Annotated in this window: 18 protein-coding genes; 11 read left to right on the top strand and 7 right to left on the bottom strand. The window is 53.7% G+C overall.

Going from position 1 to position 20,496, the window contains the following annotated elements:
- Positions 1-225, top strand: a complete 225-nt coding sequence (locus ACR3EG_RS00780; RefSeq protein WP_170356464.1) for a DUF350 domain-containing protein — start codon at positions 1-3, stop codon at positions 223-225.
- The gene (locus ACR3EG_RS00775; protein ID WP_480482051.1) at positions 222-1,763 is read left to right on the top strand and encodes a polyamine aminopropyltransferase; all 1,542 of its coding nucleotides are present in this window, start codon (positions 222-224) and stop codon (positions 1,761-1,763) included. The genes ACR3EG_RS00780 and ACR3EG_RS00775 overlap by 4 nt, the downstream gene beginning before the upstream one ends.
- Here the strand turns inward: ACR3EG_RS00775 and speD are convergent.
- Positions 1,710-2,108: an adenosylmethionine decarboxylase gene (speD, locus tag ACR3EG_RS00770; RefSeq protein WP_480482049.1), complete on the bottom strand. Its 399-nt coding sequence runs from the start codon at positions 2,106-2,108 to the stop codon at positions 1,710-1,712. The two genes, ACR3EG_RS00775 and speD, sit on opposite strands and share 54 nt — an antisense overlap.
- A gap of 488 nt (positions 2,109-2,596) precedes the next feature.
- On the opposite strand from speD, the gene ACR3EG_RS00765 reads away from it, so the two are divergent.
- The 5 genes from ACR3EG_RS00765 to ACR3EG_RS00745 all read left to right on the top strand — a co-directional run bounded on the left by ACR3EG_RS00765 (position 2,597) and on the right by ACR3EG_RS00745 (position 9,042).
- Positions 2,597-3,748, top strand: a complete 1,152-nt coding sequence (locus tag ACR3EG_RS00765; protein ID WP_480482047.1) for a porin — start codon at positions 2,597-2,599, stop codon at positions 3,746-3,748.
- Positions 3,749-4,125: 377 nt separating this feature from the next.
- A complete protein-coding gene (locus ACR3EG_RS00760; RefSeq protein WP_480482045.1) occupies positions 4,126-6,186 on the top strand; it encodes a 3-hydroxyacyl-CoA dehydrogenase NAD-binding domain-containing protein in 2,061 nt (686 codons plus the stop codon).
- A gap of 2 nt (positions 6,187-6,188) precedes the next feature.
- Positions 6,189-7,376 (top strand): acyl-CoA dehydrogenase family protein, encoded by a 1,188-nt coding sequence (locus ACR3EG_RS00755; RefSeq protein ID WP_480482043.1) that lies wholly within the window; start codon positions 6,189-6,191, stop codon positions 7,374-7,376.
- Between the two features lie 3 nt (positions 7,377-7,379).
- Positions 7,380-8,438 (top strand): acyl-CoA dehydrogenase family protein, encoded by a 1,059-nt coding sequence (locus tag ACR3EG_RS00750; RefSeq protein ID WP_480482041.1) that lies wholly within the window; start codon positions 7,380-7,382, stop codon positions 8,436-8,438.
- A 136-nt stretch (positions 8,439-8,574) separates the two neighbouring features.
- The gene (locus tag ACR3EG_RS00745) at positions 8,575-9,042 is read left to right on the top strand and encodes an acyl-CoA thioesterase (protein WP_170356457.1); all 468 of its coding nucleotides are present in this window, start codon (positions 8,575-8,577) and stop codon (positions 9,040-9,042) included.
- A 64-nt stretch (positions 9,043-9,106) separates the two neighbouring features.
- On the opposite strand, the gene ACR3EG_RS00740 is transcribed toward ACR3EG_RS00745, so the two are convergent.
- From ACR3EG_RS00740 to ACR3EG_RS00730, 3 genes are all read right to left on the bottom strand, one after another.
- Positions 9,107-10,726 (bottom strand): GMC family oxidoreductase, encoded by a 1,620-nt coding sequence (locus ACR3EG_RS00740; RefSeq protein WP_480482039.1) that lies wholly within the window; start codon positions 10,724-10,726, stop codon positions 9,107-9,109.
- 365 nt (positions 10,727-11,091) lie between these two features.
- The gene (locus tag ACR3EG_RS00735; RefSeq protein ID WP_480482038.1) at positions 11,092-12,075 is read right to left on the bottom strand and encodes an AraC family transcriptional regulator; all 984 of its coding nucleotides are present in this window, start codon (positions 12,073-12,075) and stop codon (positions 11,092-11,094) included.
- 154 nt (positions 12,076-12,229) lie between these two features.
- Entirely contained in the window at positions 12,230-13,273 is a 1,044-nt protein-coding gene (locus ACR3EG_RS00730; RefSeq protein ID WP_480482036.1) for a zinc-dependent alcohol dehydrogenase family protein, read from the bottom strand.
- 276 nt (positions 13,274-13,549) lie between these two features.
- Between ACR3EG_RS00730 and ACR3EG_RS00725 the strand changes: the two genes are divergently transcribed.
- The 4 genes from ACR3EG_RS00725 (at position 13,550) to ACR3EG_RS00710 (ending at position 17,820) form a co-directional block, all read left to right on the top strand.
- Positions 13,550-13,927: a DoxX family protein gene (locus ACR3EG_RS00725; protein ID WP_480482034.1), complete on the top strand. Its 378-nt coding sequence runs from the start codon at positions 13,550-13,552 to the stop codon at positions 13,925-13,927.
- 144 nt (positions 13,928-14,071) lie between these two features.
- Positions 14,072-15,598 (top strand): DUF4153 domain-containing protein, encoded by a 1,527-nt coding sequence (locus ACR3EG_RS00720; RefSeq protein WP_480482032.1) that lies wholly within the window; start codon positions 14,072-14,074, stop codon positions 15,596-15,598.
- 12 nt (positions 15,599-15,610) lie between these two features.
- Positions 15,611-16,303, top strand: a complete 693-nt coding sequence (locus ACR3EG_RS00715) for a response regulator transcription factor (protein ID WP_480482030.1) — start codon at positions 15,611-15,613, stop codon at positions 16,301-16,303.
- Positions 16,288-17,820 carry a sensor histidine kinase gene (locus ACR3EG_RS00710; RefSeq protein WP_480482028.1) on the top strand — a complete coding sequence of 511 codons (1,533 nt, stop codon included), beginning with the start codon at positions 16,288-16,290 and terminating at the stop codon, positions 17,818-17,820. The genes ACR3EG_RS00715 and ACR3EG_RS00710 overlap by 16 nt, the downstream gene beginning before the upstream one ends.
- 33 nt (positions 17,821-17,853) lie before the next feature.
- On the opposite strand, the gene ACR3EG_RS00705 is transcribed toward ACR3EG_RS00710, so the two are convergent.
- The 3 genes from ACR3EG_RS00705 to ACR3EG_RS00695 all read right to left on the bottom strand — a co-directional run bounded on the left by ACR3EG_RS00705 (position 17,854) and on the right by ACR3EG_RS00695 (position 20,493).
- Positions 17,854-18,738 carry an SGNH/GDSL hydrolase family protein gene (locus ACR3EG_RS00705; RefSeq protein ID WP_480482027.1) on the bottom strand — a complete coding sequence of 295 codons (885 nt, stop codon included), beginning with the start codon at positions 18,736-18,738 and terminating at the stop codon, positions 17,854-17,856.
- Between the two features lie 22 nt (positions 18,739-18,760).
- Entirely contained in the window at positions 18,761-19,615 is an 855-nt protein-coding gene (locus tag ACR3EG_RS00700; protein WP_480482025.1) for an SGNH/GDSL hydrolase family protein, read from the bottom strand.
- Between the two features lie 140 nt (positions 19,616-19,755).
- The gene (locus ACR3EG_RS00695; protein WP_480482023.1) at positions 19,756-20,493 is read right to left on the bottom strand and encodes a hypothetical protein; all 738 of its coding nucleotides are present in this window, start codon (positions 20,491-20,493) and stop codon (positions 19,756-19,758) included.
- Positions 20,494-20,496: the final 3 nt, after the last annotated feature.

Genomic DNA, 20,496 nt, shown 5'->3' with positions numbered 1-20,496 from the left:
ATGGAATATCTGGCAGCGATTCAGATCGCCGAGATTGTAAGCACCATCTTCTACACTGTTCTTGGTGTCTCGCTGATGTGGGGTGTCTGGAAAGTGATCGATTGGCTGACGCCGTTTTCCATCGTGCGTGAGATCGAGAAGGACCAGAACATTGCGCTGGCAATTCTGATCGGCCTGCTCTTCGTGGCTGTCTCAATTATCATCGCCGCTGTCATCCTGTCATGACACCCGCTCCGGCGGTTCAGGCACGGGCGGTTTGGTTACTGGCGGCCACCTTTCTGGTGGCCGTGGCTGGCCTGATCTACGAGCTGATTGCCGCAACTCTTTCCAGTTATCTGCTGGGCGACTCGGTGCGTCAGTTCTCTCTGGTTATCGGGGTTTTCCTGTCGGCAATGGGGATCGGCGCGTGGCTGTCGCGCTATGTTATTCATGCTTTTTCTGGGTTTGTTTGGGCGCAAATACTGTTGGGCATTGTCGGTGGCTTCATGGCCCCGGTTCTGTTCTTGAACTACGCGTGGATAGGTCAGGTGGCCTTGCCTTTGTACGCGGCACTGGTTGCCATCGGAATCTTGTCGGGCATGGAATTGCCCTTGATCGCGCGTGTGTTGGAAGAGATCGGGGCGCTAAAGTTCCGTTTCGAAAACGTGTTGAGCGTGGATTACGTGGGGGCTTTGGTGGCCTCACTGGCATTTCCGTTGTTGGTTATTCCGCATTTGGGATTGATGTCCGCAAGTCTTGCATTCGGCGCGTTAAATCTTGCGGTGGCGGGGCTGTCATTGCTGGTGTTTCGGGAGCTAACGACCCGCAGGCAAGTCACAGTCTGGACGTTGGCCATGCTGGCCACGGTTGTGGGCCTATGGCAATCTGAACGGTTGGTCTCCATAACCGAGGCTGAGTTGTTTGAAGATGACATAATCCTGTCGGAAACCACCCCATATCAACAGGTTACTGTTACGCGGTATCGAGACAGAGTGCGGCTGTTTCTGGACCACTCAATCCAATTCGACAGCCTTGACGAACATCGGTATCACGAACCTTTGGTTCATCCTGCAATGGCTTTGGCACCGCGCAGGGCTCAGGTGCTGGTTCTGGGCGGGGGGGACGGAATGGCCGTCAGAGAGGTGCTCCGCTACCCAGATGTTCACAATGTCACTTTGGTGGACCTTGATCCACGAGTTACCGAGTTGTTCCGCGACCATCCAGCATTATCGAGTTTGAACGATTTTGCTTTAAGTGATCCTCGCGTAACGATCGTAAATAATGATGCGTGGAAATTCCTGGAACGGGATCACAAGATTTACGATGTGATCATTGTAGATTTGCCTGACCCGAAATCCATAAGCTTGTCGCGCCTGTATACTAGGCAATTCTATTCCATTCTGGTTGAACGCCTCAGCGCGCAAGGACTTCTTGTGACACAAGCCGGTTCACCTTTTTTTGCACGACAGGCGTTTTGGTCCGTTGTTGGAACGATCGAGTCCAGCCGGAATCCTCAGCGACCGGGGCAGGGGCTAAGTGTTTTGCCCTATCACAGCTATGTGCCCAGTTTCGGTGAGTGGGGGTTTGTGTTGGCTTCGCCAGAGCCTGTGTCAGGCCGAAAGATCTTGTTGCCGGGGGGGTTGCGATATCTTGATGAAGATGTTTGGCGTGCAACGCAGGTATTCGGAGCCGATACCGCGCGTATCGCGGCTGATCCGAATACGCTGCAGTCACATGCTTTGGTCGGCTACTATTTGGACGGGTGGGATTTCTGGTTCCGTTAAGGCGCCTCGGTGAATACGAGTGATGTCCACACTCTCGGGGTGCAACAATTCTGCAAGGCAGACCACGGCGCGTTCGGGACAGGTGCCCCCGCACATAAAAATGTCGATCGCGGCATAAGATTTCTCGGGCCATGTGTGAATCGAGATGTGAGACTCGGCCAGTAACAGAACGCCCGTAATGCCGCCATGGCCACCGAAAGTGTGAAAGCTGCTTGAAAGGATTGTAGCCCCTGCAGCGTGGGCCGCAGATTTAAGCGCGCTCTCTAGATACGAGGCGTCCGTAAGCCTCGACCCGCCATGATGGTCTAATAGTATGTGCGTCCCGACGGGATTCTTCCTGATCATGTCTTGCGTTTACACGGAAAAAGCGGGCCACGAAAACCCCCGGTTGCCTAGCTCGGGGGCATGTCTGGTCATGGCGAGCGGTAGCCTGTTTTCAAAGTCCGATTTTCTCAGACGTGGCGTGTCGAAAAATCACGTGACACACCGGAAGCGCTTGGGTTAGCTTATCTCAAAACGAAACTAAAAAACATAATACGTAAATACTTGAAGACATATAGCGTGCGGTCGCCCGTTGGGACTCTGAGAAAATTCCCACAGGAGCAGCGCAATGGGCCACGGCATTTAAGCTGTTGCCTGTATCAGGAACTCTGAGGCTTCGGCAACGAGTGGAGTTCTGAAGCAGGCGCGGTGTTTCATTGAAACACGGAGGAGCCGCAATTCAGACAAGACATACCTGCACATCCGCTGCGCACCTTTTTCTGACACTGACCGGACAACAAACGCAGAGGTGATCGGGTGCGTTGCAATATTTAAAAATGAGGGAATGACAGATGACACAGAAAACCAGATTGATATCTTCGGCTGCCGTTCTGGCTCTGGGTTTTGCACTGCCGGCCACGGCCGAGTTAAAGTACGACAACAACTCGGGCGGTTTTGTTGTGCTGTATGGACAGTTGAACCCCGCTATCATCTCGGTTGATGACGGAGAAGAGACCGAAACCAATGTTCGCGACTTCGACGCCTCCAACAGTCGTGTTGGACTACGGCTCGAGCAACCCTATGGCGCCAACACGTTCCGGTTCCGCTTTGAAACTGCACTGGGTTTGCCAAATTCGACCGAAACGGATCAGAACGGCAACGACTTCAGCGGCTGGACACGCGAAGACATTCGACATGTAGATTTGTCCCTAGAGGGAGACTGGGGCACTTTCTCGGCCGGGCAGGGCAGCATGGCCGCTGATGGTGTCGCCGAACAGGATTTGTCGCTGGTTGCTCTGGTCTTGTATTCGTTCACCGCGGATTCAAACGCATCTTTCCTGTTCCGTGACGATGGCGGCATTCTGAGCGGGCCGACGGTCTCGGGAACAACCGATAACTTTGATGGCGCGCGGCGGACACGGGTGCGCTATGACACGCCGTCGTTTAATGGGTTTTCGTTCAGTCTGGCTTATGGCCAGAACGTGTTGGAAGAAGATTTCAACGATGACCGCGACTATTATGACTTTGCAGCCTATTATCGAAACACGTTTGCCAACGGTGTCGAAGTTGCCGCCGGACTGGCCTATCAGGTACGTGGATCCGGCAACAGCGGTGCAGGCGGCAGTGAAAGCGAAAAGCGTGAGGACGTTGTTGGATCGGCCTCGGTTCTGTTGGATAACGGCTTAAGCTTCGCGGTCGCCATCGGTGAGAGGGATGTGGACGATGATGCCTCGGCAGATCCCAGTTTTTACTATCTCAAAATCGGCTACGAGGGCGACTGGTTCAACTTTGGTAAAACCGGTGTCGGGCTTCATTACTGGGATGGCTCAGATTTTAACGCGGATGGTTCGGATTCTGAGGTCTGGGGCATTGGTGTCGTCCAAAAAATCGACCAGTACAATATGGAAGCTTACTTCTCGTACCAGGATTATGCCTATGACGACTCATCCGATGAGTTTGATGACCTGTCCACAGTCGTCTTGGGCGCACGCTGGCGCTTTTGAAGACAATTCACGTTTGCGGGCCCTTCTTTGACTGGCCCGCAAAAGGATGAAATCGAACGATTATAGGCCCTGTTTCCGGACTATCCCAAGGCGCTTTGCGCGGATCAGATTGCTTACTCTGCTTCAGCTATCGCTGGAGCTACTGATGGTGTATTGAATCCGACCACGATTAACACGGGTTCTTTCGTGCCTTTGGCCACGCTGCACTTCATTTCTTAAATCAGTGACTGACAAGAAACCCTCTGGTGCCGAAACTCCAAAACTTGTTTTGTGGGTGCTGACAGAATGCAGCAGAAGTTTAGGGCTGACACCTCGCGATGACAGCACCTAAGGCAACGGAGGCTTTGGGCGTATGCGAGTGAAATCAGGAGGAACCCATGGCGTCAGTTGAAACACGCAAAGAAAATGGCCTAGCGCTCGTAAAAATCGACAATCCGCCGGTCAACGCGGCGGGGTATAGTGTGCGTATCGGGCTGGTGAACGCAGTCCGTGATCTGGCCGGGGACGAAACCGTTCGCGTTATAGTACTTTATGCTGCGGGGCGGACTTTTGTCGCCGGTGCTGATATTCGCGAGTTCGGCCAGCCGCCGAAGCAGCCGGGTTTGCCCGAAGTGTGTGAGATACTGGAAGCCAGCGCCAAGCCTATTGTTTGCGTTCTGCATGGAACAACACTGGGTGGAGGGCTTGAGATCGCGCTTAGTTGTCACGCGCGGGTCGGTATAAAGGGTCTTCGACTGGGCCTACCGGAAGTTAATCTCGGCCTGTTGCCCGGTGCGGGCGGAACGCAACGCCTTCCGCGCCTGGTTGATGGGCAAACGGCGCTTACAATGATCACCTCTGGTAAACCGGTATCGGCAAACGTCGCGCTGGATGCAGGGTTACTGGATGATCTGCAAGAGGGTGATCCCGAAGCGGTAGCGTTGGCTGCAGGTCAAAAGGTGTTGGACAGCACCCTGAAAACCCGCGCAACTGCGGATCAGGACAATCGCCTCAGTGCTGATGAAATCGATGCCTTTCGCGGCAAGATCACCGGTGAGGTCGCTGAACGCGCCTTAAAGGCTGCTGAAGCAAGTAACCTACCGCTCGCCGAAGGTCTAAAGATTGAACGTGAGCTTTTCGTGGAAGCGATGGGTAGCAACGCACACAAAGGGCTGAAGCATGCCTTCTTCGCGGAAAGGGCAGTTGCCCATATTCCCGAAGCCAAGGCCGAAGCAAGAGAGCTGACCTCGGGCGGGGTGATTGGGGGTGGTACCATGGGCTCGGGCATTGCTACGGCGATGCTTCTGGCCGGGATGCCCGTTACGCTGGTTGAGATGGAAAAGGATCGTGTGGATTTCGCTCGCAATACGATCACCAAAAATCTTGCCGGTGCCGTCCAGCGCGGCAAACTGACCGAGGCGCAACGGGACACGGCCTTGGCCGCATTGACATGTACCACGGATATGGCCGCGCTGGCAGATGCGGACGTTGTGATCGAGGCTGTTTTTGAATCCATGGAGGTCAAGCAGGAGGTTTTCGGAAAGCTTGATGAGGTTTGCAAACACGGTGCCATCCTTGCCACCAATACCTCCTATCTTGATGTCAATGAAATCGCATCTACGACCAAGCGGCCTCAGAATGTCATCGGTTTGCACTTTTTCTCACCTGCTCATGTCATGCGATTGCTTGAAGTTGTGGTTGGTAAAGAAACCGCGCCCGAGACGGTCGCCACCTGTTTCAGACTTGCGAAGAAACTCCGAAAGATTGCGGTTCGGGCAGAGGTGTGTGACGGGTTTATCGGAAACCGAATTCTTGCGCATTACCTGAAATCAACGTCTTACATGCATCTTGATGGGGCGCCGTTTGATCAAATCGACACTGCGTTGGAAGAGTTCGGTTTCGCTATGGGACCTTTCGCCGTCTCGGATCTTGCCGGTTTGGATATTGGATGGGCCACGCGCAAACGCAAAGCTGCCGCCCGTCCGGCGCAGGAACGATATGTCGAGATTGCCGACCGTATTTGTGAACAGGGTTGGTTCGGACGTAAGACTGGCAAAGGGTTCTACTTGTACGACGGTAAATCCCGCAGCGTTAATCCAGCGGTGGCCGAATTTGCGCAGGCTGAACGTGATGCCAAAGGGATCACCGGGCGCAGCTTTACCAATCAGGAAATCGTCGACCGATACATGGCGGCGATGGTGTCCGAAGCCGCTCGGGTTGTTGAAGACAAAATAGCCCTGCGTCCCATTGATGTAGATGCTGTATTTCTATTCGGTTACGGCTTTCCGCGCGTATGGGGTGGACCTATGCAATATGCCGATATGACGGGGCTGGATGTTCTGGTGCAACGCATTGAGGCATACGCGCGAGAAGACCCTTACTACTGGCAGGTTCCAGACCTGCTGCGCGAACTGGCCGAAGCGGGTAAAACCTTCGGCGATCTTAACAAAGGGGCGTGAACATGGACCTGAGATTTACCCCGGAAGAAGAAGCGTTTCGTGCTGAGGTGCGCGCGTTTCTGGACGATAACCTATCTGATGATCTTGTTCGAAAAAACCGTAACTCTGCAGCTTTAAGCAAGGCGGATATGGAAGACTGGCATGCAAAGCTGAACGCAAAAGGCTGGTTGGCTGCAACGTGGCCTTCGGAATATGGCGGCACCGGGTGGGGTGCGGTCGAGCGCCATATTTTCGAAGAAGAATGCGCTCTGGCCAATGCCCCTCGTACGGTTCCCTTCGGCCTGAACATGTTAGGGCCGGTTCTGATCAAGTTCGGAACCGAAGCCCAAAAAGCTGAAATTTTACCACGCATTCTGGATGGCTCAGATTGGTGGTGTCAGGGCTATTCCGAGCCGGGCGCGGGCTCCGACCTTGCAAGCCTCAAGACCCGCGCTGTGCGGGAAGGCGACGTCTATGTAATCAACGGCCAGAAAACATGGACGACGCTGGGGCAGTATGCAAACAAGATTTTCTGCCTTGTGCGGACGTCGAATGAAGGGAAACCGCAGGAGGGTATCAGCTTTGTTCTGGTCGATATGGACACACCGGGGGTTGAGCTGCGTCCGATCCGATTGTTGGAAGGCGGATACGAGGTGAACGAGGTGTTCTTTACCGACGTGCATGTGCCCGTGACCAATCTGGTCGGTCAGGAAAACAAAGGTTGGACCATCGCCAAATACCTTCTGACACATGAGCGAACAAATATTGCGGGTGTCGGGTTTTCCACCCGCGACCTTGATAAGCTGAAAATGTTGTCCCAAACCCTTGTTCGGGGGGGCAGGCCATTGTCCCAGGATCCGTTGTTTGCGGCGGAAATGACCGAGGTAGAAATCGACCTGGAGGCGCTGAGAATCATGAACCTGCGTATGCTGTCGGCGGCCAAAGAAAGTGCTGCATCCGGAACACAAAGCTCAATGCTCAAGATCAAAGGAACCGTTATCCGCCAACGAATTCTAAGCCTGACCCGTTCAGCGCTTGGGTCTGCGGCTGCCCCATTCCCTGCAGATGAGTTGCCAGAGAACGTGCTGTCTGTGCCCGAAGAAGCAGCGCGCGCTGCGGCCAGTTATTTCAACAACCGCAAGCTGTCGATCTTTGGCGGGTCAAACGAGATTCAGAGCAACATCATCGCCAAAGACCTTTTTGGAGGCTGACGCATGGATTTCAACCTGACCGAAGACCGCCAGATGCTGTCCGATACTGTGCGCCGCTATTTGGCGGACCAATATGATTTCAAAGTCCGGGCCGCGGCGACTGCGTCCGCTCCGTACCATTCTGCTGAGAAATGGGAGGAATTGTCAGAACTGGGCCTGATCGCCGCTTTTGTGGCCCAAGACAAAGGCGGTTTCGGTGGCACTGGTTTCGATATAGCCACTGTTTTCGAGGAACTGGGACGGGGCCTATGCCCCGAGCCGATGTTGGCCGCGTTGATGAGCTCGCGTGTCGCTGCCGACTGCGGGGCGCAGACGTTGGTTGATGAGATGATCATGGGCGCCAGAAGGTTCGCCTTTGCGGTGTTCGAGCCGGATGCTGATAGTCTTTCTTTGATCCGGGCAAGTGCAGACAAGTCCGGTGAAGGTTGGGTTCTGAACGGTCGAAAATCTGTGGTATACGGCCTGCCCGGCGCGGATGGCGTACTGGTGGCAGCGCGTGTCGAAGCGGAAATCGGGCTGTTTCTGGTCGAGACGCCCGAGACCATCGACTATGCCATGATTGACGGTGGCGGTGCAGGCGAGTTGATTTTGGAAAATACTCCGGCCATCTGTCTGGTCGAAGACGCAACCCAGAGCATCAAAGCGAGTTTGGATGCGGGCCGTCTGGCACTCTGTGCCGAGGCGGTTGGCGTTATGCAGGTTCTTGTAGACATGACTGTGGAATACCTGAAACAGCGAAAACAGTTCGGTCGCCCAATCGCCAGCTTTCAGGCGTTGCAGCATCGTGCGGTAGATATGGCAATCGAGATCGAGCAGTGTCGGTCGATCACTATTCTGGCGGCCAGTAAGCTGGGAACCGATCAAGCTGAAAAATACGTCGCCATGGCGAAAAACCTCATTGGACGTGCAGGCGCCATGATCGCCGAAGAAAGCATTCAGTTACATGGGGGTATCGGAATGACATGGGAATACCCAGGATCACATTATGCCAAACGTTTGGTAATGATCGACCATCAACTGGGCGATCGCTATGCGCAATTGCAGCGCGTGATCGAGATGTAACCAGCGTTTTGACTGGGTAAAGGCATCGTGTAGGTGCTTAGCTAAGAAGTATCAAAACTATCGGGTTCTGGGTCTTGTTTCCTGACGTGTTCTACCACAAAAGTCTGGAACCCTATTTGAACGCAAAGGCTATTTCATGAATGCCCGTCACGACCAAGACCTGTCGACCTTGTCCGATTGTCCTGATGCGTTTTGGAAACGCTTTGTCGTAACGAAAGACGATCTCGATGGCTTTAACCACGTTAACAATGCCGTTTATTTGAAGTGGCTGGACGCGACAGTATGGGAGCACACACGGGCCGTGGGCTTGGGTGAACGTGCCTGCCTGGAGCTGGACCGCGGCATGGCGGCCGCGCGTCACGAAATCGACTATATCGCGTCTGCTTTTCTGGGAGATGAGATCGTTGTTTACAACTGGATCTCTGCCAACGACCAACGGTTGCGCGCCAGCCGGTCTTTTCAAGTGATCCGGTTGCAAGACATGAAAACGATCCTGCGGGCAAAATCCCACTACGTATGCACCAAACTGAGCACCGGTCGCCCCACACGAATGCCCGAGATATTCAAGACGGCCTATGACGTGAAAGTCTCGGTTCAGCGTTAGAATTATGCATGAGTGAGTTCCGGCACTGGTCCGCGTTTCGACCAGTGCCTTTTGGACTCAGATATCAGGCTGCGCGGGCAGCCTTAATCAGATCCGAGGCGCGCTCGGCGATCATAATCGTAGGGGCGTTAGTGTTCCCGGACACCAGATTGGGCATGACCGAAGCGTCAACTACACGTAACCCCTGAATCCCGTGCACGCGTAGTTCAGGGTCTACGACCGACATCTCATCTACGCCCATTTTACACGTGCCGACGGGGTGATAGATTGAGTCTGCGCGAGACCGGATGTGGTTTTCCCAGTCTTCATCAGTCCTCAATTTATCAGATCCGAACATCTCTTTTTTGCGGTGTTGGGTCATAGTTTCGGTCTCAAGGACGTCGCGCATCATCTTCGCGCCTTTGACCATGACTTTTATGTCGCGAGGATCGGACAGGAAAGCTGGATCAATACCCGGTGCAGCCAGCTCGTTTGTGCTTTGCAAAAAGACCGAGCCGCGGCTGTACGGTCGTACTTGGCAGACGTGACAGCTGTAGCCGTGTCCCAGATGTTGTTTGCGCCCGTGGTCGTCGAGTAAGGCTGGCACAAAGTGAAACTGAATATCCGGCCGGTCCAGCGCCGGATCGGTCTTTAAGAATGCGCCAGCTTCGGCGACGGGTGACGCGGCAAGAGAAACTCCGTCTTTGCGCCACCGCAGGATTTCGCGGACGATGTGGATACCGCCTCTCAAACTGATCCCAAGGTTGTCGTGCCGATTGGTCTTGTAGCCAAGAATAAAGTCCAGGTGGTCCTGCAAATTCTGGCCGACGCCCGGTAGATCATGTCTGACCTGAATGCCCAACTTGGACAGATCTGCACCATTACCGATCCCTGACAGTTGCAATAGTTGCGGCGACTGAAAGGCCCCCCCGCAAAGTAAGACTTCATGTTTTGCGGTAACCGCAATGTCTTGGCCTTTGTGTTGATAAATCACGCCTGTGGCACGTTTCCCCTCAAAGGTGACGCGACGTGCACGAGCGCGGGTCACAATCGTAAGGTTGGGTCTGTCGGCATTGGGAAACACGTAGCCTGCAGCCGCCGAGCAGCGTTCACCGTTTTTGTCTTCGTCAAAGAACTGTGTGACCTGATAAAATCCAACCCCTTCGTTGTCGCCGGTGTTGAAGTCGCGAGTTCTGCGATGTTGCAACTGCGTGGCGGCATCAACAAAGGCTTCAGATAAAACATGGATGGATTTCTGATCACACACCTGCAGCGGTCCGCTGCCGCCATGCATGTCGTCTTCGCCGCGTTCATTGCTTTCGGCTTTTCGGAAATAGGGCAACACACTGTCCCAATCCCATCCTTCGCAGCCCAGATCGGCCCAAGCATCATAATCCTCGCGCTGGCCGCGGACATAAAGCATGGCATTGATCGCACTGGACCCGCCCAGACACTTCCCGCGCGGCTGATAGCCCTTGCGCCCGTTCAAGCCGGGTTGTTCGACCGTTTCAAAGCTCCAATTGTTGATCTTTATCGGCTTGCTTGGGACCATGGCTGCGACTGCCATAGGCATACGTACGAATATATCGTTGCCACCCCCGCCGGCTTCGAGCAGGCAAACCGAAACTTTCGGATCTTCGCTGAGGCGTGCGGCAAGAACCGACCCGGCGGAGCCGCCACCTACTATGACGTAATCGAACTGCATAGATTTCCTTCCAGTTTACCTGCTCTCTTGCGGGTTATATGTGGCGCGAGGATTAGTGCGTAAGCTGATCCGGCTCGGACCAAGTTGCGCCCGCCAGTCTGTATTTGCTTGCAAGAACAAAACTTTAAAGCCAAACGAGTTTGTCGGATGGGGTTTCGCTCGCAGCAATGACATAGTTAACCTCCGGCCGTTTCTCGGATGCTTCAGCCTCTCTCCTAGCCAGCAGCAACTCGATACCCAACAGAAAGACTGATCTGCGGATGTTTCGACTTAGTGGGAAATATTGCCAGTCGACCCCAGTGCGTAAACCCCACATCGGGTCATAAGATTGACAATCGAGGACAACGTAGCGTCAGATTCCGCCTTCAGAAACCGACCCTATAGTGTTTCGGTGTTTTTCCTGTCCACCTTCTGAAGGCGCGCACGAAGCTGGCAGAATCTGAGAAACCTAGCACATAGGCGATTTCCTGTGTGCTGAGTTCGGCATCCCGAAGATACCGAAGTGCTAGTTCAGACCGGGTGGAATCGACGATATCGCTGAACGTCGTGTTTTCTCGTTTCAGATGGCGGCGCAGGGTTCGGCTAGTCAATCCAATCTGACGTGAAATCAGTTCCATATTGGCCCCAAAAGAGAGGCTTTGAACAAGCGCTTTTCGAACTTCTCCAGACACGCGCCCCTCATCGCGGCTGAGCAATTCGGACAACTCCTGTTCGCAAATCTGGACGATTTGCTGAAAGGTCATCCGGTTTCCCAGTTCCAATCTCTGGTCCATCCATTTGGGAGAAACACTATACCGGTTCTTCTCAGCCGAGAATCTGATGGCATCTGCGGCGTGTGCCGGAATGGTGTAATAACTGTCCCTAGGGTATCGCAACTCAAGCAAATTGCACTGGAAATCCTGACCAATCACGTCCTGATGCAGTGAGGCAAATATTCCGGCCTGCAGATTGGTCAGAAAGGCATAGAAGTCAGGCGATTGTTCGATCACCGAGACCGGTTCAAATTCCCAACCCGGGTTGTCCTTATCAAAGTCAAAGGACATTTCGGCTGTAGGCGCCGCAAGATAGTGAAACCTCTGCGCGAAATCTACAGTATCCCGGTATCTTGTGCTGCTTAGAACAGCATATCCATAAAGCCCGTAATCCGAGATATGGAGGTTTCTTCCGATATCGTAAGGTAATTCCGGGTGCCAGCGCTGCTGCGCGATATTATTCAGCACATCGATGATCTGACGCAGCGAGACACGATACTCTGTGTCTTTTAAGCGACTTCTGTCGATATCGGTTCGTTCGAATACACCATCAGATTGAATCTGATAGCGATCCAATACCCGAAGCGCCGCATTCAATTTTGCGGCTGTATAATGCCTTTCTTTCAAAACTCCTCCCACTCGGTTCCACTGCGTTCGCAACCGGGTTAAGCAAGACTATGGCCTATATCTATCTGATCACACAAGAATCTTGGTGATAACAATCCGTTTTTAACGACAAGAGCTAGTCGCGTTAACGGTCGAAATCAGTGATGACTGTCGCGCCGATGGATTGAAAGTGGTCCATTTCCATCAAGGCCTGCGGTGCCTGAGACAGGTTGATCGTTTTGCCTACCAGTTTTTCTGGCGCCAGCTTGCCACAAGCGATCATGTCCAACATCGCGCCGTACCGATGGGCCTGCATTCCGTGAGAGCCCAAGATTTCAAGCTCATTCGAGATAACTTTTGCCATTGGCACCTGAGGTTGCGCTTGTTCGCCCAGCATAAGCCCAACCTGCACATGTTTCCCTCGGGGTCGTAGGTTCTGGATGGAGTTGAAGCAGGTCGTCGGATGTCCCAGTGCGTCAACCGAGACATGAGCACCGCCACGGGTCAATTCGATAACTTCTGCTGCGACATCTGTCCCGGTGCCATTGATTGCGGTGGCCGCGCCCAGGTTTCGAGCCAGGTCAAGCTTTCGGTCATCAATATCTACGGCTATGACCTGAGCGCCCAACGCGCTGGCGATCATCACGGCAGACAGACCGACCCCGCCGCACCCGTGAATGGCGACCCATTGACCTGCGCCGACTTTCCCTTGGTCGACAACGGCGCGAAAAGACGTCGCAAAGCGGCAACCTAGGCTGGCCGCGGTTGCAAATTCCATGCGCTCGGGCAAAGCAACAAGGTTTAGATCGGCCTGATGGACCGCAACATATTCGGCGAATGAGCCCCAGTACGTAAAGCCGGGTTGATGTTGATCCAGACACACTTGTTGATGTCCCGCGTGGCATTCCGGGCAAGAGCCGCAGCCTGCGACAAAGGGGACTGTTACCCTGTCACCTGGTTTCCATTTCTTGACGTTTACGCCTGTGGCTTCCACAACGCCGGCCAGTTCGTGGCCGGGGACATGTGGCAATTCGATATCGTCGTCATGCCCCATCCAACCGTGCCAGTCCGAGCGGCATACACCCGACGCCTCAACGCGGATCACAACGCCATCTGCATCCGGTGAGGGGTCGCTTATTGTGACCAGCTTAGGAGGCTGCGAGAAATTTTCGTAGAGAACGGCTTTCATTGGTCAGTCCCGCGGTAGTGGTTGCGTAGGCAGCATAGTAGTCAGGTTTTCAAGCGATAAAAAGCTCTGCCAAGTGTCGTTTGTTCAGTGGGTTCGGTGTTCAATTTACCGTGGCCTCCGGTTGCGGAGATTTATGGATGAAAATAAGTCATGTGCCATTGTCGCAAACAGCTTGGACCTACAATGACGTTGCCTCAAACCGGCTGGTTCAACTTGGAGTTCCCCAATGCCTGGCGGCTTCCCGACATCCAATGTGCTTGCGAGTCTGAGGGGAACATGGTCAGATTTTATTACTTGGGTCTTTTGATCGTTTTCCTTTGGTTTTTTTGCGGCGGGATCGGGCATTTTGTCGTGTCAGAGTTCTTCCTAAGTATTACGCCACCTTATGTTCCTTGGCCGTTGGCGGTGGTTTACGTGTCAGGAGTTCTGGAGATCTTGGGGGCGATTGGCATTCTATTGCCGCAGGTTCGCCAACTGGCTGGGAATTGTCTGATTTTACTGACATTGGCCGTGACCCCGGCCAACATTCATATGTCATTGAACCCTGAGCTTTACCCATTTGTAGCCGAATGGCAGCTGAACTTACGCCTGGTTATTCAAGTCCTACTGTTGGTTTGTATCTGGTGGTCGACACGCGACCGTCGCTGGGTCTGACCGTTTGGTCAACTGGGTGGTCTCCTCAAAGGTGTGCGCAAAATCTGCACAATAGCCTTTCAAAACCTGTTCAGGAGTCGCCCCAGCTCTGCAATTGCGTCTGTCAACCTGACGGGAAGAACAACCGCAATCAGGAGGCGCGTAATGAGGCAGGAGCTGATAATCCACGGAGTGCCGGATAGCCTTAAACGAGATGCGTGGTGGCTAAGCATGTCAGAGACAACATCCGCGCAAACAACCCCACGGGCGCAAAGCGATAAATCGCTGTTTTCCTCACTTGGAATGCGGCACAAGATACCATTGCTTGGCGTTTTGGTGACACTGGCAGATTGGCTGTTCTGGCACCAGCCGATTGGAATCTCTCTTGCCGTGTTTGCGATGATCCTTTCGGCAACAATAGTGGCATTGAAGACCCCTCGGACCAATCGGCGCGAGTGGGTCGGGGCCATGGGCTTTGCCCTAGTGAGCAATTTGCCGTTGTGCATCGACCTGCAATTCTTGTCGGTGTTATTTAGTCTGGCCGGGTTGGTTTTGCTGGTGGGGTGGTCAGTCTACGGATTGCCGTTGAACGAACGCTTGTTTTTTAGGGTTGCAGTGCGATTGCCTACAATCGGAAACTTGTTGCTGAGTTGGGCCGCGCTGCGTGATTTGCCTGAGGCAGATATGGGCAAGGGCATTCGTCGTCAGGCATCTTCGGCCGTGCTTCCCTTCATGATGGGCATCATTTTCCTGATACTGCTGGCCGCCGCAAACCCAGTTCTGGAAGGCTACCTGCAAGGGTTGGACCCAACTCATTTGTTCACAGCCGATTTTTGGTTGCGCGTCTTGTTCTGGTGTCTGATCGGGTCTCAAGTTTGGGCGTGTTTGAACCTTAGTAAGTCTTGGTTGGGTTCCGGAGCGCAAAAACCCTCTTTCCAGAGGGCCGGGCCCGGACGGGTTACATTTCTGATCAACCCTCTTTCTGTTCGGAATTCGCTGTTTTTGTTCAACCTGTTGTTCTTTGTGCAGACAGGTATGGATATCGGTGTTTTTACCGGCGGTGTCGCCTTGCCCGATGGTATGACTTATGCTTCCTATGCCCATCGCGGTGCCTATCCTTTGGTCGTGACGGCATTGCTAGCAGGGGTATTCGTCCTGTTGACACGCAGCATGATCGCGCAGGATAGAGTCTTGCGGAATCTGGTTTATCTTTGGTTGGCTCAGAATATCTTTTTGGTGATGACCGCAGCCTTCCGCCTACAGCTGTATGTCGAGGCATATGCCCTGACTTATCTGCGCGTTGCCGCCTTTATCTGGATGGGCCTTGTATTGATCGGCTTGGTGCTGACGGTCATTCAAGTTTATCGAGGGTTGGGAGTTGATTGGCTATTGCGACGGTGCCTGGCCACCGTTGTCGTCACAGTCTATGTTTGCTGCTTTGTCAATTTCGCGCACCTGATCGCTGGCTACAACCTGACGCAAGGTCAGGATCTGGCGTTCCTCGATACCTACTACATCTGTGGATTAGGTCCCGATGCATACCCTGCCATACACGCTTTTGAAGCCAAAACCGGCGAGCGTATTTGCGGTAAAAGACTGGACTATCTCATGTCCCAGGATGCCATTTCCAACTGGCGAGAATGGGGCTTTCGCAGGTGGCGCATCCAAGCCTATTATCAGGATCAGAGCTGAGGACCTTATTTGATGCCCGCACGTATTCTTATCGTCGACGACGATCCGGACATTCTTGAAGTAACAGGGTTTGCAGTTGAAAACGCGGGTTTTCAAACGATGTTTGCCAGTGACGGTTTGGCCGCACTTGACGCTGCTCGACAAGAGCAACCTGAACTGATCGTATTGGATATCGGCTTGCCTGAACGTGACGGGCTTGAAGTGTGTCGCGAAATTCGCAAGTCCTCGGATGTCCCGATCCTGTTTCTTACGGCTCGGGATGATGAGGTTGACCGGGTCGTCGGGCTTGAGATCGGAGCAGACGACTATCTTACCAAACCCTTTTCCCCGCGCGAACTGGTGGCGCGTATCAAAGCCATCCTCAAACGCAGCGTCCCGCCAGCCACCCCGGCCGAACAAGTCCTCGTGCAAGGGAAGCTGACTCTGGATGCGCGGCGCCATTCTTGCCTGTACGGCGTAGAGCAGGTGGTATTGACAGGATCAGAGCTTCGGTTGTTGGCAACTTTGATGTCTCGACCGGATCACGTTATGTCCCGACCTCAGTTGGTGGATGCGCTGTACGGCTACAACATCCACGTGTCGGACCGAACAATAGACAGTCATATTCGCAATATTCGCGCCAAGCTGTCACAAGCCGGCTGCACCGACGGAATCGTCACCGTGCATGGTGTTGGCCTGAGGATGGGATCATGCAAGGCGGGGTAAAGCCTAGAAAACGTCCCAAGCTTTGGACTGTTGTCTTGCTTGTTCTGGGGATTGTTCTGTGCCTGCCGTTTGCTGGGCTGGCACTGTTCCGATTTTACGACAGCCAGTTGGTCCAGCAAACCGAAGAAAGCCTGCTGACACAAGCTGCTGTCCTCTCGGCGACCTATTCCGAGCTATATGCTGAGGCAGCAGGGCTTGATCCGCCCAAGCGCGGCGCAATTTCGGTCGATCGGGCAGTCTTTCCAGCGCTGTCTGTTAACCGGGAAACAGTTTTGCCTCCGCGCCCTGATGCGCAGGCAATGCAACTAGACCCCGACCGCGTTTATAAGCAAATAGCGGCTCCTTTATCTCGGATCGCGGCTGGAGCACAGACGCAAACGCTGGTGGGGTATCGGTTTCTGGATACGCTCGGAAATGTCTTCGCCGGAACCGCCGAACTCGGAGAGAATCTGGGGCAGGTGGCCGAAGTACAGGAAGCTATGCAGGGGAACATCGCGTCGGTCGCTCGAACGCGTCTGCGCGAGGACAGAACGCCTGCGGTCTATACACTCAGCAGGGCAGCCCGTGTTCGCGTGTTTGTTGCGATGCCGGTGTTCGTAGAAGAGGCGCAGATCGGGGCTGTCTATCTGAGCCGGACCCCAAACCATATCTTCCGATTTCTTTATGGCGAGCGTTTTAACTTGGCCAAAGCGGCCGTATTCGTGGCTTTGTCCACTGCGTTGATCGGGTTTGTGTTCTGGCGCTTTATCACACGGCCCATCCGCCTTTTGATAGAAAGGACGCAATCGGCAGGCTATGGCGTTGACGCGTGGGAGCCACCAGAGCATTTAGGAACCCGCGAAATTGAGGAGCTGAGTCAGAGCTTTCAATCTCTCACCACACGTCTGCAAAACAAACAAGACGCGCTAAAAACCTATACCGCCCATGTCACGCACGAGTTGAAGTCTCCTCTGACTGCCCTCAAAGGTGCGACCGAGCTGCTGCGGGACAACAGCTTGCCTGTGGAACAACGGAACAAGCTTCTGGACACCGTAGATAAAGGCGGCAAGCGTATGGAGGACTTGCTGGCCCATATGCGTGCGTTCAGCCTTGCCGATCAAAGTGCTTTGACCGGAAGTTGTCGTCTGGATGATGTCGTTCCCTTCGTGACCGAGACCTTTCCCAACCTTTCGGTGCAAGTCGTAAACGGAGATCTCCCTCTGCCCGTGGCTGAAGAAACGCTAAGGATTATACTGACGCATTTGCTTGAAAATGCACAACAACACGACGCCAGCGAAATCGTTCTGACAGCAGGTCAAGGCAACGATGCGACCACCCTGCGCGTTGCAGACAACGGCACGGGGGTTAGCGATGGGAATGCAGGAAAGATAATGCAGCCCTTTTTCACCACGCGGAGAAACAGTGGTGGGACGGGTATGGGTTTGAATATTGTTACGGCAACCGCCGAGGCGATCGGTGGACGCCTAAGCCTGGACCCATCCAGTCGCGGGGCATGTTTTCTCTTGACCTTCGGCTGACTCGACTGTCGCGCCAAAGAGCAAGGTCAGGATTCAGCTTTGTTCCTTCGTCGGCGAAATTTGCGTGAAGATCGCCGTACAAATCTGATCCATTTCTAGGGCAAAGAAGTTTTTGGCTGCAGCTTCGTTCGGATGATACGGATCCTTCACCATGCCTTTTTTGTTCAGACGAAAATACTCTTTGTTCCCTTGATTGGCGGCGACAGTTTCCGGCGTGGATCCCGGCACAAACGAACAACGCAAGCCTGATGTTTTGAAGGCGTCCATTAGGTTCTTTTGCGCCCGCAACCTCAGGTCTACTATTTTCTTTTTGTAAGCCGGGGCGGTGGTCATGAAAATGCAGGGCAGGTCAGGTGGAAGCTGGGTTTTCAACTTTTGAACATCGCGGATTGCAGCCTCGGGGCTGTTGGCCCAGCGTTTGGCGGAATTGCCCAGAAAAGACATCAGGATCAGCTTAGGGTCGTAGTAATCGTCGCGCAACATCTCTTCCAGCGGAGACGTGTTTGCTGCACAAAACTGGTAGTCGCGCCCTTCGCCAATCTGGACGTATTTGTTGCCGGACTTGTTTACGAAGCCATAAGCCCCCGCATTAACCCGCCATTTGGGATCAACCTTGCAGATCGTATCCTTACCCTTGCCAGATCGTGCCGTCCACGATGGTATAGAGCTGGAGCGAACACCGATTACACCGACCCGCATTTTTCCAAGTCGCTCAAGATGCTGCTTTTGCTCGGCGTTCGGTTTGCAATGAGTTTTGATATTACTGAAGAACTCCAGGAATGCAGGCCCCGAGCCGAACGATATCTGACTGTCCCCGATGATCAGTATTTCAGGCGAGTCAAACGGCTCTGCACTGATCGGAAGTGCTTGCAAAAGAAGGGCAATGGCCATGCCCGCGGCTTTGTTCAGAAACTGCATGTTTCCCCCTTATGCGGTTTCTCTATTTCAGGGCTTCGAAGATCGCATCGCAGAAATCGACCGTGTTGATCTTCAAAAACTGGCGAATTGCAGCCGGACTTGGATGATGCGGATCTTTAACACGACCGGCGTCGTTGCGGCGGAAATACTTAGGCTTGCCCTCAATGGCCGCGCGCGTCTTTGCATTAAACCCTTCGACGGCGATACACTGGGCATCTGCACGCTCGAACGCTCGGGCGATGGCCGTTTGAGCTTTCATCCGCTTGTCATTTGTTTTTTTGAGGTAAACCGGCGCGCTTGAGATAAAGACGCAAGGCATATCCTTGGGCACCTGTGCCAGAGTCTTGGACACATCCTGTGCGACCGCCTCTGGTGAGTTTGCCCAGCGATCGGCCGAGTTGCCCAAAAAAGTCAGGACCAACAAACTGGGATCATAGTAGTTTTCGGCAAACATAGCCTCAAATGCGGTCTGTTTGGGTTTGCAGAACTGATAAGATGGACCTTTTCCGATCTGGATGAAAACACGATCAGGGTTTCCATCGATCCCATAGGCACCAGCGTTAACACCAAATTTCTTGTCTACATCGCAGATTGCACCGCGTGTCGGCCCGCTGACGGATGTCCAAGATTGCAATGAGGTGGACCGTACACCGATCGCAGCCGTTTGACGCGCGCCAAGCTTTTCCAGCAACCGAGTGCGTTCTGCTGTCATATTGCAGCGTTGTGGCAAGTCTTGGAAGAACCGGGTGTATTCCTTTCCTGCCCCAAAAGAGATCTGGCTGTCGCCCAGCACCAAAATGTCGGGTTGCGCCAGCGCAGGCACTGAGCCCAGCGACAGTATTGCCGCAAGCGCAGTGCGCAAGATTGATCGTCCCATGTGTGTCACGCGGCTACCCTCGATGAGAACCAACTGTGCATCCAAAACCTAACTGATCGGTAAAACATGGCCTAACCGGCGATGAAATACCAATCAAGACCCGGTTACAGTTAGCCAAGCTACTCAGATTAGAACGTGAATTATCGGGAAAATCGTTCCGGGGACAGGTTGGGCAACGCGGAAAGTAGATCGGTGACCCTGCCGTGGCACAGTGCCAGTGGTCCTTTTGGGTTTAGGGAAATATGGGCCCATACTGCAGGGCGCAGTGCCATTTTCCGCCAGTGGTGCAAAAGCATCAGTCGTATCGCAGCTTGGGGCAAGGATTGCATGCGATGAATTTCGGCAGAAGCTGCAAGGTCAAAGATGCGCGACGCCTGACGCAGACCCTTGTCCTGCACAAGACCGCTCGAGAACCACTCGGGCGGAGGGTAGTCATCAAACTTTAGCGTCACAACGTTTTCGGCTTTGGCAGCAGCTGAGGCGGGCATCAGAACCAGCGTTTTGTCCATTGGAATCGATAAGGGTGGCGCTGCGAAACCCTGACGAACCCAGCAGATTACCCAGCCTTCGGGGTATTTGGCGTCTTGACGATATACATCCTCATAGGCGGCCCGGGTTTCTGATAGGCCATGTGAAGAAAGGCGATAGGTAACTTCGCGTCCCGATTTTGTTGACTCGATCCAGCCGTCTTTTCTAAGGCGATGCAAGGCGACACGCATGGCTTCGGTTTTGATCCCAACACGACCAAGTAGCAGCCCCAAGTCTTTGCCTGTAATTTCCTTGCCATTCATGTCACCGAATACGGTAACGATCAGCGACCAGGTCTTGATCGGTTCCAACGCAACAAGTTCTTCAATCAGTTTTTCGGCTGAATTCAAATC

Source organism: Ruegeria sp. AM7, assembly GCF_056535965.1.
Note: the sequence above shows the minus strand (reverse complement) of the source record. Positions and strands in the feature narration are given on the sequence as shown.

Coding starts and splice junctions, on each gene's coding strand:
- speD (WP_480482049.1), bottom strand. CDS start 2,108: ATGATCAGGAAGAATCCCGTCGGGACGCACATACTATTAGACCATCAT.
- ACR3EG_RS00775 (WP_480482051.1), top strand. CDS start 222: ATGACACCCGCTCCGGCGGTTCAGGCACGGGCGGTTTGGTTACTGGCG.
- ACR3EG_RS00740 (WP_480482039.1), bottom strand. CDS start 10,726: ATGCAGTTCGATTACGTCATAGTAGGTGGCGGCTCCGCCGGGTCGGTT.
- ACR3EG_RS00715 (WP_480482030.1), top strand. CDS start 15,611: ATGCCCGCACGTATTCTTATCGTCGACGACGATCCGGACATTCTTGAA.
- ACR3EG_RS00730 (WP_480482036.1), bottom strand. CDS start 13,273: ATGAAAGCCGTTCTCTACGAAAATTTCTCGCAGCCTCCTAAGCTGGTC.
- ACR3EG_RS00765 (WP_480482047.1), top strand. CDS start 2,597: ATGACACAGAAAACCAGATTGATATCTTCGGCTGCCGTTCTGGCTCTG.
- ACR3EG_RS00780 (WP_170356464.1), top strand. CDS start 1: ATGGAATATCTGGCAGCGATTCAGATCGCCGAGATTGTAAGCACCATC.
- ACR3EG_RS00705 (WP_480482027.1), bottom strand. CDS start 18,738: ATGCAGTTTCTGAACAAAGCCGCGGGCATGGCCATTGCCCTTCTTTTG.
- ACR3EG_RS00720 (WP_480482032.1), top strand. CDS start 14,072: ATGAGGCAGGAGCTGATAATCCACGGAGTGCCGGATAGCCTTAAACGA.
- ACR3EG_RS00760 (WP_480482045.1), top strand. CDS start 4,126: ATGGCGTCAGTTGAAACACGCAAAGAAAATGGCCTAGCGCTCGTAAAA.
- ACR3EG_RS00755 (WP_480482043.1), top strand. CDS start 6,189: ATGGACCTGAGATTTACCCCGGAAGAAGAAGCGTTTCGTGCTGAGGTG.
- ACR3EG_RS00700 (WP_480482025.1), bottom strand. CDS start 19,615: ATGGGACGATCAATCTTGCGCACTGCGCTTGCGGCAATACTGTCGCTG.
- ACR3EG_RS00745 (WP_170356457.1), top strand. CDS start 8,575: ATGAATGCCCGTCACGACCAAGACCTGTCGACCTTGTCCGATTGTCCT.
- ACR3EG_RS00710 (WP_480482028.1), top strand. CDS start 16,288: ATGCAAGGCGGGGTAAAGCCTAGAAAACGTCCCAAGCTTTGGACTGTT.
- ACR3EG_RS00725 (WP_480482034.1), top strand. CDS start 13,550: ATGGTCAGATTTTATTACTTGGGTCTTTTGATCGTTTTCCTTTGGTTT.
- ACR3EG_RS00750 (WP_480482041.1), top strand. CDS start 7,380: ATGGATTTCAACCTGACCGAAGACCGCCAGATGCTGTCCGATACTGTG.